Annotated in this window: 13 protein-coding genes and 1 pseudogene; 5 read left to right on the top strand and 9 right to left on the bottom strand. The window is 72.8% G+C overall.

The features are described from left to right. Positions 1 to 333 (bottom strand): annotated as a pseudogene (locus ACYVDA_RS08640) (DUF6542 domain-containing protein); the annotation flags it as partial. Positions 334 to 386: 53 nt separating this feature from the next. Then, on the bottom strand, positions 387 to 1,538 hold the full coding sequence (locus ACYVDA_RS08635; RefSeq protein WP_460817246.1) for a DNA recombination protein RmuC: 1,152 nt from the start codon (positions 1,536 to 1,538) through the stop codon (positions 387 to 389). Between the two features lie 132 nt (positions 1,539 to 1,670). On the opposite strand from ACYVDA_RS08635, the gene ACYVDA_RS08630 reads away from it, so the two are divergent. After that, entirely contained in the window at positions 1,671 to 2,138 is a 468-nt protein-coding gene (locus tag ACYVDA_RS08630) for a Fur family transcriptional regulator (protein WP_460817244.1), read from the top strand. Between the two features lie 72 nt (positions 2,139 to 2,210). Continuing rightward, positions 2,211 to 4,412 (top strand): catalase/peroxidase HPI, encoded by a 2,202-nt coding sequence (gene katG, locus ACYVDA_RS08625; RefSeq protein ID WP_460818144.1) that lies wholly within the window; start codon positions 2,211 to 2,213, stop codon positions 4,410 to 4,412. A gap of 69 nt (positions 4,413 to 4,481) precedes the next feature. On the opposite strand, the gene ACYVDA_RS08620 is transcribed toward katG, so the two are convergent. Continuing rightward, on the bottom strand, positions 4,482 to 5,258 hold the full coding sequence (locus ACYVDA_RS08620) for an exodeoxyribonuclease III (protein ID WP_460817242.1): 777 nt from the start codon (positions 5,256 to 5,258) through the stop codon (positions 4,482 to 4,484). Positions 5,259 to 5,321: 63 nt separating this feature from the next. On the opposite strand from ACYVDA_RS08620, the gene ACYVDA_RS08615 reads away from it, so the two are divergent. Continuing rightward, positions 5,322 to 7,811, top strand: coding sequence for a DEAD/DEAH box helicase (locus ACYVDA_RS08615; RefSeq protein WP_460817240.1), 2,490 nt, complete (start codon positions 5,322 to 5,324; stop codon positions 7,809 to 7,811). A 124-nt stretch (positions 7,812 to 7,935) separates the two neighbouring features. Here ACYVDA_RS08615 and ACYVDA_RS08610 read toward each other — a convergent pair whose 3' ends face one another. After that, positions 7,936 to 8,553, bottom strand: coding sequence for an ArsR/SmtB family transcription factor (locus ACYVDA_RS08610; RefSeq protein WP_460817238.1), 618 nt, complete (start codon positions 8,551 to 8,553; stop codon positions 7,936 to 7,938). 67 nt (positions 8,554 to 8,620) lie between these two features. Here ACYVDA_RS08610 and ACYVDA_RS08605 point away from each other — a divergent pair, with 67 nt between their 5' ends. Further along, a complete protein-coding gene (locus tag ACYVDA_RS08605) occupies positions 8,621 to 9,895 on the top strand; it encodes an MFS transporter (RefSeq protein ID WP_460817236.1) in 1,275 nt (424 codons plus the stop codon). Here the strand turns inward: ACYVDA_RS08605 and ACYVDA_RS08600 are convergent. From ACYVDA_RS08600 to ACYVDA_RS08580, 5 genes are all read right to left on the bottom strand, one after another. Continuing rightward, entirely contained in the window at positions 9,865 to 10,620 is a 756-nt protein-coding gene (locus tag ACYVDA_RS08600; protein WP_460817234.1) for a hypothetical protein, read from the bottom strand. The genes ACYVDA_RS08605 and ACYVDA_RS08600 overlap by 31 nt on opposite strands. A 76-nt stretch (positions 10,621 to 10,696) precedes the next feature. Next, positions 10,697 to 11,911: an acyl-CoA dehydrogenase family protein gene (locus tag ACYVDA_RS08595; protein WP_460817232.1), complete on the bottom strand. Its 1,215-nt coding sequence runs from the start codon at positions 11,909 to 11,911 to the stop codon at positions 10,697 to 10,699. Beyond that, positions 11,908 to 12,783, bottom strand: coding sequence for an alpha/beta fold hydrolase (locus ACYVDA_RS08590; RefSeq protein WP_460817230.1), 876 nt, complete (start codon positions 12,781 to 12,783; stop codon positions 11,908 to 11,910). The genes ACYVDA_RS08595 and ACYVDA_RS08590 overlap by 4 nt, the downstream gene beginning before the upstream one ends. Further along, complete coding sequence (locus ACYVDA_RS08585; protein WP_460817229.1) at positions 12,767 to 14,797, bottom strand: alpha/beta fold hydrolase; 2,031 nt, start codon at positions 14,795 to 14,797, stop codon at positions 12,767 to 12,769. Before ACYVDA_RS08585 ends, ACYVDA_RS08590 begins: the two co-directional genes overlap by 17 nt. Next, complete coding sequence (locus tag ACYVDA_RS08580; RefSeq protein WP_460817227.1) at positions 14,794 to 16,338, bottom strand: long-chain-fatty-acid--CoA ligase; 1,545 nt, start codon at positions 16,336 to 16,338, stop codon at positions 14,794 to 14,796. Before ACYVDA_RS08580 ends, ACYVDA_RS08585 begins: the two co-directional genes overlap by 4 nt. 104 nt (positions 16,339 to 16,442) lie before the next feature. On the opposite strand from ACYVDA_RS08580, the gene ychF reads away from it, so the two are divergent. Beyond that, entirely contained in the window at positions 16,443 to 17,519 is a 1,077-nt protein-coding gene (gene ychF / locus ACYVDA_RS08575; protein ID WP_460817225.1) for a redox-regulated ATPase YchF, read from the top strand. Positions 17,520 to 17,544 lie beyond the last annotated feature (25 nt).

The following is a 17,544-nucleotide window of genomic DNA, read 5'->3' as shown; positions in this document are numbered from 1 at the left end:
CAGGACGCCCACGGTGAGCAGGTAGGCCAGCAGCAGGGCCGTGGCGTGGTGCGCCAGCCCCGAGACCACGGCCTGGACCACGCCGTCGTCCGCGCGGGCGACCTGGCCCGGGTCGAGGATCGCGAGCAGCACGACCAGGCCCAGGAGCAGCGCCGGGGGGAGCAGGGCCACGGTGAGGGAGTCGCGCGGGCGCACCGCCAGCGCGGCCGCGACGCAGACCAGCACCAGCCCGGCGTCGAAGACCAGGCCCAGACGGCCCCCGAGCAGCAGGTCGGGTCCGAGGGCGACCAGGCCGAGCACCACCGACAACCCGACGACGCGGGTGCCGGCCATCTGGCCCTCTTCCCACAGGGTGGGTGCGCTCACGAGCGTCACCGTAGGACTGCTCACCCCGCCGGACGACGCGACTCGCCGGTGGGCTGACCTGCGGGTTCGTCGAGGCCGGGTCGGTCGGCCTCCCGGGGAGCCACGGCCTCGAGCAGCTCGGCGGCCGTCAGCGGCCGGGGGGCGACCTCGACCGGACGCACCGCGGCCAGCGGCTGCCGGGCCACGCCGACGTCCTCGAACTGGCGGGCGGTGACCAGGACGCGGCTCTCCAGCGAGCCGACGGCGCCGTTGTAGGCCTCGACGGCCCCCTTCAGGGAGCGGCCCACGCGGTCGAGGTGCCCGCCCATCACACCCAGCCGGGAGTGCAGCTCCAGGCCGAGCTCGTGGATCTCGCGGGTGCGCTCGGCCAGCTGCTCGGTGCGCCAGCCGTGGGCCACGGTGCGCAGCAGCGCGATCAGTGTGGTGGGGGAGGCGAGCACCACGTCGCGCTCCGCGGCCCACGTGATCAGCACGGGGTCGGTCTCCAGCGCGGTGGACAGGAACGACTCGGCCGGGACGAACATGACCACGAACTCCGGTGACCCCGGCAGCCCGCGCCAGTAGGACTTGCCGGCCAGCGCCTCCACGTGGGTGCGGACCTGGCGGGCGTGGCGTCGCAGGTGGCCGGCGGCCTCGTCGGGGTCGTCGCACGCGAGGGCGTCGAGCTGGGCGTCGAGCGGGACCTTGGCGTCGACCACGACGCTGCGACCGCCCGCGAGGTGGACCACGAGGTCCGGGCGCTGGGTGGCGCCGTCACGGACGTGGGAGACCTGCTCGTCGAAGTCGCAGTGGGCCACCAGGCCCGCCAGCTCCACCGCGCGGCGCAGGTGCAGCTCGCCCCACTGCCCGCGCACCTGCGGCTTGCGCAGCGCGCTCGACAGGGCGCCGGTCTCGCGCCGCAGCAGGTCGGTGCTGCGGCGCACGTCGTCGACCTGCTGGCGCAGCTGCCCCTGCCAGGAGGCCCGCTGCTGCTCGACGTCGCCCAGGCGGTCGTGCAGGCGGTCGAGGCCGTCGCGGAGCACGGCCTGGTCCTCCCCGCGGGCCGACAGGGCGTGCAGCACGTCGTCGGAGCGGCGGGGGCGCAGCGGGCCGACCGTCGCGGCGAGCAGGCCGAGGAGGACGCCGACGACCAGGGTCAGCAGGAGCACGAGCACGGTCACCACGGGGGACATGGCGCGAGCCTGGCAGGCCCCACCGACAGGACCCAGGATCCGGCGACGGGGTGGGCACGACCGTGGCAACTTTTCTTGAATCATTCAAGAGAGGCCTTGATTCGCGACGGGCGCTCGGGCAGGGTGAGGGGCGTGCCGACGGACCAGGAGCTGCAGAGCGTGCTGCGCGGCACCTCCCTGAGGGTCACCCGGCCGCGCGTGGCCGTGATGGCCGCCGTCCACGACCTGCCGCACGCCGACACCGAGACCGTGATCGGCCGCGTCCGCCGCGACCTCCCCGCGGTGTCCCACCAGGCCGTGTACGACGTCCTGAGGGTCCTGGTCGCCGCCGGGCTCGTGCGTCGCATCCAGCCCCACGGCTCGGTCGCCCGCTACGAGGCCCGGGTCGGGGACAACCACCACCACGTCGTGTGCCGCGGCTGCGGCGCGATCGACGACGTGGACTGCGCCGTCGGCGAGGCGCCCTGCCTGGTCCCGAGCGACGACCACGGGTTCGAGGTCGACGAGGCCGAGGTCATCTTCTGGGGCACCTGCCCCGACTGCCGCCGCGAGCCGTCACGCCGTACCAGCGCGACCGCCCCGGCGCCGCCCACTCCCTGACAGCAGCTCCAGCCACCCACCACGAGAGGAACCACAGTGTCCGAGAACGGTCACGAGACCCGCGAGGCCCAGATGCAGACCGACGACGCGGGCGGCTGCCCGGTCGCCCACGGCCGGATGAGTCACCCCACCGAGGGCTCGTCCAACGAGCGTTGGTGGCCCGAGTCGCTCAACGTCAAGATCCTGCGCAAGCACCACCCCGCTTCCGACCCGATGGGGGAGGACTTCGACTACGCCGCCGCGTTCGAGACCGTCGACCTCGACGAGCTCCGCGCCGACGTGAAGAAGGTCCTCACCGACTCGAAGGAGTGGTGGCCCGCCGACTTCGGTCACTACGGCCCCTTCTTCATCCGGATGGCCTGGCACAGCGCCGGCACCTACCGGGTGGCCGACGGCCGCGGGGGCGCCGGGGCGGGCATGCAGCGCTTCGCCCCCCTCAACAGCTGGCCCGACAACGCCAGCCTCGACAAGGCCCGCCGGCTGGTGTGGCCGATCAAGCAGAAGTACGGCCGCAACCTGTCCTGGGCCGACCTGATCGTGTTCACCGGCAACGTCGCGCTCGAGGACATGGGCCTGCCGACCTTCGGCTTCGCCGGCGGTCGCGCGGACGTCTGGGAGCCCGACGAGGACGTCTACTGGGGTCCCGAGACCACCTGGCTGGGCAACGACCGCTACCGCGGCGACCGTGAGCTCCAGGGCCCCCTGGCGGCGGTCCAGATGGGCCTGATCTACGTCAACCCCGAGGGCCCGGACGGCAACCCCGACCCGCTGGCCTCGGCCCGCGACATCCGCGAGACCTTCGGCCGGATGGCGATGAACGACGAGGAGACCTTCGCGCTGATCGCCGGCGGTCACACCTTCGGCAAGACCCACGGCGCGGCCAACCCCGACGAGCACGTCGGTCCCGAGCCCGAGGGCGCCCCCCTCGAGGAGCAGGGCTTCGGCTGGCGGAACTCCTACGGCAGCGGCGCCGGTCGCGACGCCATCACCAGCGGCATCGAGGTCACCTGGACCTCCACGCCGACCCAGTGGTCGATGAAGTACCTCGAGAACCTCTACAACCTGGACTGGGAGCTGACCAAGAGCCCGGCCGGTGCCCACCAGTGGCAGCCCAAGGACGGTGCCGCGGCCGGAACGGTGCCCGACCCGCAGGACGGCTCGCTCTCGCGCCCGCCGACCATGCTGACCACCGACGTGGCCCTCAAGGTCGACCCGGTGTACGACGAGATCGGACGCCGCTTCCTGGCCAACCCCGACCAGTTCGCCGACGCCTTCGCCCGTGCCTGGTTCAAGCTCACCCACCGCGACATGGGCCCGATCCAGCGCTACCTGGGTGCCGAGGTGCCCTCGGAGGAGCTGCTCTGGCAGGACCGCGTCCCGGCCCTGGACCACGAGCTGGTCGACGACGCCGACGTCGCCGCGCTCAAGACAAAGGTCCTCGAGTCCGGCCTGCCGGTCTCGCGCCTGGTCGCGACCGCCTGGGCCTCGGCCTCGACGTTCCGCAGCAGCGACAAGCGCGGCGGGGCCAACGGCGCCCGCCTCCGCCTCGAGCCGCAGAACGGCTGGGAGGTCAACGAGCCCGACGAGCTGGCCCGGGCGCTGAGCGTCCTGGAGGGCATCCAGGCCGACTTCAACGCCTCCGCGACGGGCGGCAAGAAGATCTCCCTGGCCGACCTGATCGTGCTGGCCGGCACGGCCGCGGTCGAGAAGGCGGCCGCCGACGCCGGGCACGCGCTCGACATGACCTTCACCCCGGGTCGCACCGACGCGAGCGCCGAGCAGACCGACGCCGAGTCGTTCTCCTGGCTCGAGCCCAAGGCCGACGGGTTCCGGAACTTCCTGGGCAAGGGCCACGAGCTCCCCGCGGAGTTCCTGCTGGTCGACCGGGCCAACCTGCTGGGCCTCAGCGCCCCCGAGCTGACCGTGCTCGTGGGTGGCCTGCGGGTGCTGGGGGCCAACACCGGCGGGTCGACCGCCGGTGTGCTCACCCACCGCCCCGGCCAGCTGACCAACGACTTCTTCGTCAACCTGCTGACGATGGACGTCGAGTGGAGCCAGGTCGGCGACGACCGCGACTCCTTCGAGGCCCGCACGCGCGGCACCGACGAGGTCGTCTGGACCGGCACCCGCAACGACCTGGTGTTCGGCTCGAACTCCGAGCTGCGCGCGGTCGCCGAGGTCTACGCGGCCTCCGACGCGGGTGAGAAGTTCGTCCGCGACTTCGCCAAGGCGTGGGTCAAGGTCATGGACGCCGACCGGTACGACGTGGCCTGAGCCTCCTCGCCACGACCCGGTCCGGCCCCCACGTGCGGGGGCCGGGCCGGGTCGCGGTGCGTCCGGGGCCTAGTCGCGCAGGTCCACCACGACCGGGGCGTGGTCGCTGGCCCCGGTGCCGGCCCGCTCGTCGCGGTCGACGAAGGCGCCGGTGACCCGCTCTGCCAGGCCGGGGTTGCCGAGCACGAAGTCGATCCGCATGCCGCGGTTGCGCTCGAAGCGCTGGCGGTAGTAGTCCCAGTAGGTGTAGACGTCCGCGCCAGGCGTGTGCGGCCGCACGACGTCGGTCCAGCCGTCGTCGAGGAACGCCTCGAACGCGGCCCGCTCCCGCGGGGTGACGTGGGTGCTCCGGGCGAAGGCGGCGATGTCGAAGACGTCCTCGTCGCGCGGGGCGATGTTCCAGTCGCCGACCAGCGCGGTGTCGCCCGACATCGAGCGGGCGGCCTCGCGCAGGCGGGCGAGCCACGCGAGCTTGTAGGCGTAGTGCGGGTCGTCGACCTTGCGGCCGTTGGGGACGTACAGCGACCACACCCGCACCCCGCCGCAGGTCGCCCCGAGCGCGCGCGCCTCGACCTTCTCCGGGTCCCCGAAGCCGGGCACGCCCTCGAACCCGACCTCGACGTCCTCGATCCCGACCCGGCTCACGACGGCCACGCCGTTCCACTGGTCGTGCCCGACGGCCGCGACGTCGTACCCCAGGCTCTGCAGGCCCATCAGCGGCAGCTGGTCCTCGCGGGCCTTGGTCTCCTGGAGTGCCAGCACGTCGACGTCGTGGCGCTGGAGGAACGCCTCGACGCGGTCGATCCGGCTCCGCAGGGAGTTGACGTTCCAGGTCGCGATGCGCACCGGTCGAGCCTAGACGGGCAGGATTCGCCCCGGCTCCCGGTCGTCGGGGACGATGGGCGGGACATGGCTGACACCGGACGACCCCTGCTCGAGCGGCTGCCTGCGGGCGCCGACCCGGACGCGACCTTCGAGGCCCTCGAGGGGTGGGTGGCCGACCAGGGCCTGAGCCTCTACCCCGCGCAGGAGGAGGCGCTGATCGAGCTGGTCAGCGGCAACCACGTCATCCTCTCCACGCCGACCGGCACCGGGAAGAGCCTGGTGGCCCTCGGGGCCCACGCGATCGCGATGGCCCAGGGGTGGCGCACGTTCTACACCGCGCCGATCAAGGCGCTGGTCTCGGAGAAGTTCTTCGCGCTGATCGAGGTCTTCGGCGCCGACAACGTCGGGATGCTCACCGGGGACGCCTCGGTGAACTCCCAGGCCCCGATCGTGTGCTGCACGGCCGAGGTGCTGGCCAACATCGCGCTGCGCGAGGGGTCGACCGCCGACGTGGGCCAGGTGGTGATGGACGAGTTCCACTTCTACGCCGAGCCCGACCGCGGCTGGGCCTGGCAGGTCCCGCTCCTGGAGCTCACCGGCGCGCAGTTCCTGCTCATGTCCGCGACCCTGGGCGACGTCACGGAGCTGGCCGCCGACCTGACGCGGCGCACGGGCCGCGAGACCGCGACCGTCACCAGCGTCACGCGGCCGGTGCCGCTCAGCTTCGAGTGGGCGGTGACGCCGCTGCACGAGACGCTCGAGGACCTGCTCACGACCCACCAGTCGCCGGTGTACGTCGTGCACTTCACCCAGGCCGCGGCGCTGGAGCGCGCCCAGGCGCTGACCAGCGTCAACGTGGCCACCCGCGCCGAGCGCGACGAGATCGCCGAGCGGATCGCGACGTTCCGGTTCAGCCCCGGGTTCGGCAAGACCCTGGCGCGGCTGGTCCGGGCCGGCATCGGCGTGCACCACGCCGGGATGCTGCCGAAGTACCGCCGGCTGGTCGAGCAGCTGGCCCAGGCCGGCCTGCTCAAAGTCATCTGCGGCACCGACACCCTCGGGGTCGGCATCAACGTGCCGATCCGCACGGTGGTGTTCACCGGCCTGTCCAAGTACGACGGACGCCGGCAGCGGCTGCTCAAGGCCCGGGAGTTCCACCAGATCGCCGGCCGCGCCGGCCGCGCCGGGTTCGACACCGCCGGCACGGTCGTGGTGCAGGCACCCGACCACGTCGTGGAGAACGCCCGGCTGGTCAAGAAGGCCGGCGACGACCCCAAGAAGCTCAAGCGGGTGCAGCGCAAGAAGGCGCCCGAGGGGCAGGTGACCTGGACCGAGGAGGCCTTCCACCGGCTGGTCGCCGCCGACCCCGAGCCGCTGGTCTCGCGGATGCGGGTCTCCCACGCGATGCTCCTCAACGTGATCGCCCGGCCCGGCGACCCGGCGGCCGCGATCCGCCGGCTGCTGCGGGAGAACCACGAGGACGACCGCGCGGGCCTGCGGCTGATGCGGCTCGCGGCGGCCCAGCACCGCTCGCTGCTCGCGGCCGGGGTCGTCGAGACCGTCCCGCGCGAGGCCGACGGTCGCCGGGTGCGGCTGGCCGAGGGCCTCCAGCTGGACTTCGCGCTCAACCAGCCGCTGTCGGCGTACGCCCTGGAGGTCTTCGACACCCTGGACCCCGAGGCCGCGACGTACGCCCTGGACGTCGTGTCGGTGGTCGAGGCCACCCTCGACGACCCGCGGCCGGTGCTCGGCGCGCAGGAGCACAAGGCCCGCGGCGAGGCGATCGGGGAGATGAAGGCCGACGGGATCGAGTACGACGAGCGGATGGAGCTGCTCGAGGAGGTCACCTGGCCCAAGCCGCTCCAGGAGCTGCTCGAGCACACCTACGGGCTCTACCGCGCCCAGCACCCGTGGGCCGGGGAGGACGCCCTCTCGCCGAAGTCGGTGGTGCGCGACATGTACGAGCGCGCCATGACCTTCGGGGAGTACGTCGCGTTCTACGGGCTGACCCGCTCCGAGGGGCTGGTGCTGCGCTACCTGGGCGACGCCTTCCGGGCGCTGCGCCAGACCGTGCCCGAGCGGGTCCGCACCGACGAGCTCGAGGACATCATCGAGTGGCTCGGCGCCGTGGTGCGCCAGACCGACTCCAGCCTGCTCGACGAGTGGGAGCAGCTCAACGACCCCGACCGGGTGCTGCCCGAGGCCGGTCCCGACGTGCTGCCCCCGGCCCCGGAGCGGATCACGGCCAACGTCCGCGCCTTCACCGTGCTGGTGCGCAACGCGCTGTTCCGTCGCCTCGAGCTCGCCGCCCGCCGCCGGCCGTGGGAGCTGGCCGAGCTGGAGGGGCCGAGCGAGGGGGAGTGGACCGAGATGCTCGAGGCCTACTACGCCGAGCACGACTCCATCGACACCGGCCCCGACGCCCGCGGCCCCCGGATGCTGCTGGTGGAGAAGACCGAGCACACCTGGGAGGTCCAGCAGATCGTGGGCGACCCCGAGGGCTTCCACGACTGGCGCATCCTGGCCACCGTCGACCTCGTCGCCTCCGACGCCGAGGGCGAGCTGGTCCTCTGAGGTCGAGGGCTTGCGCCGGCTCTGAGGGAGGGGGAGCCCTCGGTCCCGCATGTGAATCGGGGTTAGAGACCCTCCACGAGGCCTGTGACGGCCCCGAACCGTCCACGAGCCTCGGGCAGGACGATCAGCTCTCGTCGAGTCTCCGGTCCGGCTCACGCTCGGCGACGTCGCGCGCGGGCTGGAGGATCTGGAGCAGCTGGTGGGTCACCCGGCCCTCCCCGTCCTGGCTGGGGTCCTCGCCCCGGCCGCGCTCCTTCCAGGCGTCCACGAGCTCGCCGATCGCCTCGCTGAGCTCCTGGGCCTCCGCGGGGGTCAGCCGCAGCGAGGTGTCGCTGACGATCGCGGGGGCGGGTCGCTCGCCGTCCGCCGCGGCTCGGCGTACGGCGTCGTGGGCGGCCTCGGTCCACGACCGCTGGAACACCGCGACGGCCGCCGCGCCTCCGGGGAGGTCGGCCAGCGAGCGGGTGTCGATCGAGAGCCCGCGGTCGTGGGCGGTGCGCCAGACCCGGTCGCGACCGTCGCGGGCGAGCTCGGGGGCCTCGACGACGAGGGCGTACTTCGCGAGCTGGCGCAGGTGGAAGCTGGCCTGGTTGGCCGGGACGCCGAGCACCCGCGCCAGGTCCGCGGCCCGCATCGGGCCGGCGGCGCCGAGCTCCTCCAGGATGCGCGTGCGCACGGGGTGGGCGATCGCGCGCAGCACGCGCGGGTCGTGCACGGGGGTGGACCGCTCCGACGGAGACATGCAGGGGAGCCTAGCGTTTTCGCACGACCTGTTGCGCAAGAAACATTGCGCAAGTTAACGTGCGGATATGCCCGGTCTCCGCAGCCTCACCCGTCACCACGACTTCACCGTGCTGTGGATCGGCACGACGATCAGCGAGCTCGGCAGCCACATGAGCATGTTCGTCTTCCCGTTGCTGGGCTACGCGCTGACCGGCTCGACGCTGACCGCAGCGGCGGCCGAGGCCGCGCACCTGCTCGGCCTGGTCGCCTGCCTGCTCCCGGCCGGGGTGCTGGCCGACCGGGTCGACCGGCGGCGGGTGATGCGCGCCTCGGCGGGCAGCGGGGTGCTGCTCTACGCCTCGCTCGCCGCGGCCGGGCTCAGCGGCCACCTCACGGTGCCGCACCTGCTCGTGGTCGCCCTGCTGACCGGGGTCGCCGCCGCCTTCTTCGGGCCGTCCGAGACCGCGGCCGTGCGCGCCGTGGTGCCCGCGGAGGACCTGCCCACGGCCCTGGCCCAGCAGCAGTCGCGCCAGTTCGTCGCGATGGTGGCCGGCGGCCCCCTCGGCGGAGCGCTGTACGCCGTGGCGCGGTGGCTGCCGTTCGCCGTCGACGCCGTGACGTACGCCGTCGCCCGGCTGCTGCTGGGCCGGCTGCGCACCGACCTCGCGGCCCCGGAGCGGGTCGGGCCGCGCCGCCGGGCCCTGGCCGAGGTGCGCGAGGGGGCGGCCTTCATCGTGGGCCACCGGTTCCTGCGCGTGCTGACCGTGTGGGCGACGATGAGCAACCTCGTGGTCAACGCGCTCTTCTTCGCCGTCGTGCTCCGGCTGGTCCGGAGCGGGGTGCACCCCACGACGATCGGGCTGGTCGAGACCGTGGCCGGTGTGGCCGGGGTGGTCGGGGGGCTGCTCGCCCCGCGCCTGGTGGAGCGGCTGGCGACCGGCCACCTCACCCTCGCGGTGGCCTGGAGCCTGGCCGTGGTGGGGGTGCCGCTGGCCCTGGTCGACGGGCCGGTCGTCGCCGCGGCCGCGCTCGGGTCCGTGCTGCTGCTCAACCCGGCCGGCAACGCCGGCATCGGCGCCTACCGGTTGGCCGTGACCCCGCCCGAGCTGGTGGGCCGGTCCACCTCGTGCATGCAGTTCGTCGCGATGCTGCTGATGCCGCTCGCGCCGGTCCTCGGCGGCGGGGCCCTGGCGTGGCTGGGCGGTCGCGGCGCCATGGCCGCCCTGGCGGTGGCGTGCGGGCTGGTCGCGCTGGTGCCCACGCTGAGCCGGGAGGTGCGCTCGGTCCCGCGCCCGGCGGTCTGGCGGGCCACGACGCCGGCGGAGGCGCCTCAGCCGGGCCTGCGCAGGAGCGCGGCGTAGGGCTGGTCGAGCCGCCGCAACACCCGCTGGGTCAGGGCGTCCAGGGCCACGGCCGGGTCGGGACCGGTCGCGCCGTCGAGCCAGCCGAGCACCTGCACGCTCACCCGGCCGCGGTGGAGCGTCGTGTCGACCTGCACGACGTCGCGCACCGGGCGCTCGCGCAGGCGCAGCAGGTCGACGCGGCTGACCGAGACCACCCCGGTCCAGTGGCCGACCCGGGTCGAGCGCACGACGGCGTGGCCCCGCCGGCCGAAGGTGTAGGTCCGCCTCCCCTCGACCCGCACCGGCTCGTGGACGGGGCCGGCGGGGGAGCGGTGCCCGACGTCGCGGACCAGGGCGCGGGCGCCGTCCGGGCGGCGGTGGACCAGGACCCCGACCAGGTAGAACGCCCGCGGCGCGTCCGTCCCCGCGGTGCCGTGGCCCAGGCGCGGGCCGCGCCACTCGGCGTACTTCGTCCAGAGGGGGTCGGCGGGCAGGTCGCAGCGGACACTCCCACCGTCCAGGCAGTACGCCGACGCGGCGAACCCCTGCAGCGGGTCGAGGTCGCGCAGCACCAGCCCGACCACGGCGCGCGTCACGGGGCGAGGGTGGGGCCCCCGGGAGCCGGCCGCCGGGGTCGCGGCGACGGGACCCGAGCCGACGGGCTGGTCGTGCGGAGCCCCGGGGGAGCACCCGGCCAGCAGCACGGGCAGGACGGCGAGGACGGGGGCGGTCGGGAGGCGCACGTCCCCCACCCTGCGAGGGCACGGACGGCCCCGCGACCGGCCCCCGCGAGTCGGTGGAGAAACCTGTGGACGGCGCCTAGACGAAGGCGCTCTCGCCGGTGATCGCCCGGCCGACGATCAGGGTGTTGATCTCGCGGGTGCCCTCGTAGGAGTAGATCGCCTCGGCGTCGGCGACGAAGCGGCCCACGTGGTGCTCGAGGAGGATCCCGTTGCCGCCGAGGACCTCGCGCGCCCAGCCCACCGACTCGCGCATCCGCACGGTGGCGTGGGCCTTGCACAGCGAGGCGTGCTCGTCCTTGAGCAGTCCCGCGTCCTGGAGCTGGGAGGCGCGGGCGTTCATCGCGGTCGAGGCGGTGACGCCGGCGAGCATCTTGACCAGGAGGTCCTGGACCATCTGGAAGCCCGCGATCGGGCGGCCGAACTGCTGGCGCTGCTTGGTGTAGCGCAGGGCGTGCTCGAAGGCGCCGCGGGCGCACCCGGTGGCCTGCCACGCCACGCCCATCCGCGTCACGCGCAGCACGTCGGCGGTGGACCGGAACGACTCGGCCCGCTGGAGCCGGTTGTCCTCGGGCACGCGCACGTCGTGGAGGTGGATCTCGGCGTTCTGCACGACCCGCAGGGCGATCTTGTCCTCCTGCTTGTCGAAGGTCATGCCCTCGGTGCCCTTCTCCACGACGAAGCCCTTGACCTGCCCGTCTTCCTCGTCGCGGGCCCAGATCACGACCAGGTCGGCGAAGGCGGCGTTGCCGATCCACTTCTTCTCGCCGTTGAGCACCCAGTCGGTGCCGTCGCGCCGGGCGGTGGTGGCCAGGCCCTCGGAGATGGCCGACCCGGTCTCGGGCTCGGTGAGGCCGAAGGCGCCGATCAGCTCCATCCGGGCCATGGCGGGCAGCCAGCGCTCGCGCTGCTCGTCGGACCCGCACAGCTGGATCGAGCCCATCGCCAGCCCGCCGTGGACGCCCATGAAGGTCGCGATCGAGGGGTCGACGCGGCCCAGCTCCATGGCGACCATGCCGTCGACCAGGGCGCCGCGGCCGGGGCAGCCGGGGCCGTCGTAGGCCAGCCCGGCGATGCCCAGCTCGGCGATCCCGGGCACCAGCTCGTGCGGGAACTCCGCGCGGGTCCAGAAGTCGTTGATCACCGGCTCGACCTCGCGGGTCATGAAGGCCCGCACGCGGCTGAGCAGCTCGCGGTCCTGCTCGGGGAGCATCAGCTCGAAGCCGAGGAAGTCGGAGAACGGCGAGTCCGACAGCCCCAGGTCGCCACGTGCCAGGTCCTCAGCCTCGCTCACGGGCGTTCCCTCTCGTCGTCGGTCTCGTCCAGGAAGCCCTCCACCACCGGGGCCAGCTCGTCGGCCTCGGTGAGGATCGCGAGGTGCCCGCCGTGGTAGAGGTGCAGCCGGGAGTGCGGGATCATCGCGGCCTGCATCCGCGGGTTGGCCGCCGGGATGATCGGGTCGTCGTCGCCCCCCATCACCAGCGTGGGCTGCCGGAGCAGGCCCAGGAACGGCAGGCTCGTCCAGCCGGCCATCGCCGCCAGCTGGTAGTAGTAGCCGCGCTTGGGCCCCGACCTCGTGGCGCCGTGCAGCAGCGCGGCGCCCTTGGCGGGGTCGGTGCGCATCGTGCCGCCGTAGATCAGCGGCGCGACCTCACGGGCGTACGCCGGGTCCCGGTGCCGGCGCGGCGTCGACATGATCTTGAGGACCGAGGGCTTGGCCGGCACCATCAGCACGCCGGTGCCGGTCGCGACCAGGACGACCCGGCGCACCTTGCGGGGCGACTGCACCGCCAGCTGCTGGGCCAGCCCGCCGCCCCAGGACAGCCCGAGCACGTCGAAGCGACGGTGCCCCAGCTTGCCCATCAGGGCGGTCACCCACGACGAGAGCGCCGCGATCGGGTAGGGCCCGGGCGGCAGCGCGGACCCGCCGATGCCGGGCACGTCGAAGCGCACGATCCCGCGGTCGGGATGGAGGTGGTCGATGAACGGCTGGAGGGCCTCCAGGCTGATCCCGATGCCGTTGCACAGCAGGAGCGGCGGCGCGTCGGCGTACGTCCCCCGGGCCGGGCGCACCGAGACCCGCGCGGTGATGCCGCGCACGGAGACGTTCCGCACGCGGTCGCGCGAGCCCGACGCAGCCACGGGACGCTCAGCGGTCGTGGACATAGGTGCCCGGCGCCTCGGCCAGCGGCTCGTGGGTGGCGTCACCCAGCTTCTCGGGCGCCGTCTTCTCCTCGCCGCACCGCTCGCCCAGCCAGGCGACGTAGTCGTCCCACCAGCTGCCCTTGACCTTGACCGCCCGCTCCAACCACTCGTGGGCCTCGGCGGGGTTGTCGGTGCCCTGCTGGCCGTGACCCGAGGGGGAGGTCTGGAAGCTCGCCTTGGGGTTGCCGGGCGGGTTGACCATGGCCGCGATGTGGCCGCTGGTGGACAGCACGAACTTGGTGTCACCGCCGAAGAGCTGCGTGGTCTGGTAGCAGGACTCCCACTTGCACAGGTGGTCGGCGATGCCGGCGACGACGTAGGCGTCGGTGGTGACCGTGGACAGGTCGACCTTGGAGCCCAGGATCTCGGCGGCGTTCTTCTCCACCAGCGCGTTGCGGATGGCCAGGTCCATGAAGTCGCGGTGCATGGCCGCGCTCATCCGGACCGGGTCGGCGTTCCAGTAGAGGATGTCGAAGGCCTTCGGGGCGTGGCCCATCAGGTAGTTGTTGACCCAGTAGTTCCAGATCAGGTCGTTGGGCCGCAGCCAGGCGAAGATCTCGGCCAGGGCGCGCCCGTCGAGGTAGCCCTTCTCCTTCGAGGCCTGGGTCGAGGCCGCCGCCGCCTTGTGCGAGAGCAGGGCGCTGGTGACCCCGGCGCGCTCCTGGTCCAGGACCGTCACCGCCAGGCTGTACGCCGCCACGCGGTCCTGCTCGCCGATCGAGGCGAGGTGGGCCATCACCATCGAGGCGATCATGCCGCCCGAGCAGATCCCGAAGATCGCGGTGCTGTCCTGGCCGGTGACCTCCTCGCACGCCGTCATCGCCTCGAGGATCGCCTGGCCGTAGGTGTCCAGCCCCCAGTCGGCGTGCCGGACGTCGGGGTTGCGCCAGGAGATGCAGAAGACCTGCTGGCCGGCCTGGACGAGGTACTCGACCATCGAGCGCTGCTCGGCGAGGTCGATCACGTAGTACTTGTTGATCGTCGGCGGGACGATCAGCAGCGGGACCGAGCGGACCTGGGGGGTCTGCGGGGTGTACTGGATCAGCTCGAAGACGTCGGTGCGCAGCACCACGGCGCCCGGCGTGACCGCGATGTCGCGGCCCACCTCGAAGGCGTCGGCCTCGACCATCGACGGCACCCGCGGTGCGGTCGCGAAGTCCTTGACCAGCCGGCGTCCGCCCTCGAGCAGGTTGCCGCCGCCGGTGTCGAGGGTGCGCTTGAGCACCTTGGGGTTCAGGAACGGGTTGTTGCTGGGCGCGGCGGCCTCGACGAGGTTGTCCACGATGAAGCGGATCCGCTGGTCGTCGCCCCAGTCCATCCCGGCGTCGTCGACCAGCCCGCGGGCGGCCCGGCCGGCGGCCAGGTAGGTCTGCAGGGTGCGCCGGAAGACCGGGTTGCGCGCCCAGGCCTCCTCGGAGAAGCGGCGGTCCTTCTCGGCCGGGCGGAGGTGGGACCGGCCCAGCCCGACGCGGGTGAGCTCGTAGGCCAGCCCCGCGGTGCGCTTGGCGACCTTGCGCGGGTGGCGCGCCAGGCCGGCGGTGAACTTGATCCCCGAGACGCCCGGCACGAAGCGGCGCAGCGGGCTGGTGCCGGCGTCGGCCAGCAGCAGGTCGAGCGGGGTGGCCAGCGCGGTGCTGCTGGAGATCGCGGCGTCCTCGGGCGACTCGTCGCGGCGGTGCATCCGCTTCTCGGCCGTCGCGGCGGGGTCCTTCGAGGCGGTCTTCCTCGCCGGGGCCTTCTTCGCCGCCGACTTCTGGGCCGCCGACTTCTGGGCCGCCGTCTTCTGGGCCGCCGTCTTCTGGGCCGCGGTCTTCCGGGCGGCCGGTTTCGTGACGGCGGACTTGGTGGCGGCGCCCTTGGTGGCCGGGGCCTTCTTCGCCGCGCTCGAGCGGGAGGGTGTCTTCTTCGCCGCCGGCTTGCGCTCGGCCTGCGCCTCGTCAGGGGTGGGCTGCTCGGTCTCCACGGTGGTGGTCATGCGGACTGCTCCTTCTCCGGTGCGGTGACCTCGCGGCGCAGGATCTTGCCGGTGGGGCCCTTGGGCAGCTCCTCGACGATCCAGACCGCGCGGGGGTACTTGTACGCCGCGAGCCGCTCCTTGGCGAAGGACTGCAGCTCCTCGACGTCGACCTTCTGGCCGTCCTTGAGGGCCACGGCGGCGCCGACCTCCTCGCCGAGGCTGTCGTCGGGGATCCCGATGACGGCGACCTCGCGGACGGCCTCGTGCTCGTAGAGCGCCTCCTCGACCTCGCGGGGGTAGACGTTGTAGCCGCCGCGGATGATCAGGTCCTTCTTGCGGTCGACGATGAAGTAGTAGCCGTCCTCGTCCTTCTTGGCCATGTCGCCGGTGAGGAACCAGCCGTCGACGATGGCCTCGGCGGTCGCCTCCTCGCGGCCCCAGTAGCCCTTCATCACGTTCTCGCCCTTGATCGCGATCTCGCCGACCTCGCCCTGGGCGACCTCGTTGCGCTCGTCGTCGACGATCTTGAGCTCGCACCCGCGGACCTCGGTGCCGATCGAGCCGGGCTTGCGCTCCTGGCCGGGCTGGTTGAAGGAGGCGACCGGGGAGGTCTCGGAGAGCCCGTAGCCCTCGAAGACCTCGCACTCGAAGGCCTGCTCGAAGTTCTTCATGACCTCGACCGGCATCGCCGAGCCGCCCGAGATGCAGGTGCGCAGGCTCGACATGTCGGCGTCGTCGGCGCCCGGGGCGTGCAGCATCCCGGCGTACATGGTCGGGACGCCCTCGAAGACCGTCACCTGGTCGCGCTTGATCACCTCGAGCGCCTTGTCGGCGTCGAAGCGGGGGATCAGGGTCAGGCAGCTGCCCTTGAGCGTCACGGCATTGAGCCCGCAGGTGAGGCCGAAGACGTGGAAGAGAGGCAGGCAGCCCATCACCACGTCCTCCTCGCTGATCTCGATCAGGGTCTCGGCGCTGGTCGCGGCGTTGGTGATCATGTTGTGGTGGGTCAGCTCGGCGCCCTTGGGCTGCCCGGTGGTGCCCGAGGTGTAGAGCAGCACCACGTCGTCGTCGTCGGCGCGGTCGGCCACCTCGGTGTGCGGCTCGAAGCCGCCCAGGACCTCGGCGAAGTCGGTGCCGACCTCGACGCACTCGATCCCGACCTCGGAGGCGCCCTTGCCGGCCTCGGCGGCCATGTCCTTCCAGGCGAAGACGATGGAGGCGCCGGAGTCCTCGAGGTAGTACTTCACCTCGCGGGCCTTGAGCAGCGGGTTCATCGGCACGACCACCGCGCCGAGCGAGACCGCGCCGTAGAAGATGACCGGGAACGGCGGCACGTTGGGCAGCACCATCCCGACCCGGTCGCCCGGACCGACGCCCTTCTCCTTGAGCATGCCCGCGACGCGGCGGGCGCCCTCCTGGACGTCTGCCCAGGTCAGGACGATGTCGTCGAGCTTCACCGCGGGACGGTCGCCGTACTTCTCGGCGGTCGCGGTCAGGTTGTCGGCGAGGTTGGTCACGGTGCCTCCGGCGTACGTCGGGTGGAGCGGGCGGGTCCCCACTGTCTACTACCCGCTGTGGCGCGCGCCACACCGGGAGCCGCGAGGTGAGGTGGGGGGCCGCGCGATTCGTGGGTGGTGACCGCCCGCACCTAGACTCGACGCCCGTGGCACTCACCATCGGAATCGTCGGTCTCCCCAACGCGGGCAAGTCGACCCTCTTCAACGCCCTGACCAAGAACGACGTGCTCGCCGCGAACTACCCGTTCGCCACGATCGAGCCCAACGTCGGCGTCGTGGGGGTCCCCGACTCCCGCCTGGGCGTGCTCGCGAAGATCTTCGGCTCGGCCAAGGTCCTGCCCGCGACGGTGGAGTTCGTCGACATCGCCGGGATCGTGGCCGGCGCCTCGCAGGGGGAGGGCCTGGGCAACAAGTTCCTGTCCCACATCCGCGAGTCCTCCGCGATCTGCCAGGTGACCCGCGTGTTCACCGACGAGGACGTCACCCACGTCGACGGCAAGGTCGACCCCGCCTCGGACATCTCCACGATCCAGACCGAGATGATCCTGGCCGACCTCCAGACGGTCGAGAAGGCCGTCCCGCGGCTGGAGAAGGAGACCCGCGGCGACAAGGCCCGGGCCGCCAACCTCGCCGCGGCCAAGGAGGCCCTCGAGGCGCTCGAGGCCGGCACCCCGATCAGCTCCACGAAGATCGACCGCGAGCTGGTCCGCGAGCTGTCGCTGCTGACCTCCAAGCCCTACATCTACGTCTTCAACTGCGACGCCGACGAGCTCGCCGACGAGGAGCTCAAGGACCGGATGCGCGCGATCGTCGCCCCGGCCGAGGCGATCTTCCTCGACGCCAAGTTCGAGTCCGAGCTGGTCGAGCTCGGCGACGACGACGAGGCCCGCGAGATGCTCGCCGACATGGGCGTCGACGAGCCCGGCCTGGACGTCCTGGCCCGCGTCGGCTTCGACACCCTCGGCCTGCAGACCTACCTCACCGCCGGCCCCAAGGAGTCGCGCGCCTGGACCGTCCGCAAGGGCGCCACGGCCCCCGAGGCCGCCGGCGTGATCCACACCGACTTCCAGAAGGGCTTCATCAAGGCCGAGATCGTCTCCTTCGACGACCTCGTCGAGGCCGGCACCATGGCCGCCGCGAAGTCGGCCGGCAAGGTCCGCATGGAGGGCAAGGACTACGTGATGGCCGACGGCGACGTCGTGGAGTTCCGCTTCAACGTCTGACCGGGGCCCCGCTGGGGCGGCCAGC

It is taken from the genome of Nocardioides korecus, assembly GCF_054778395.1.
Note: the sequence above shows the minus strand (reverse complement) of the source record. Positions and strands in the feature narration are given on the sequence as shown.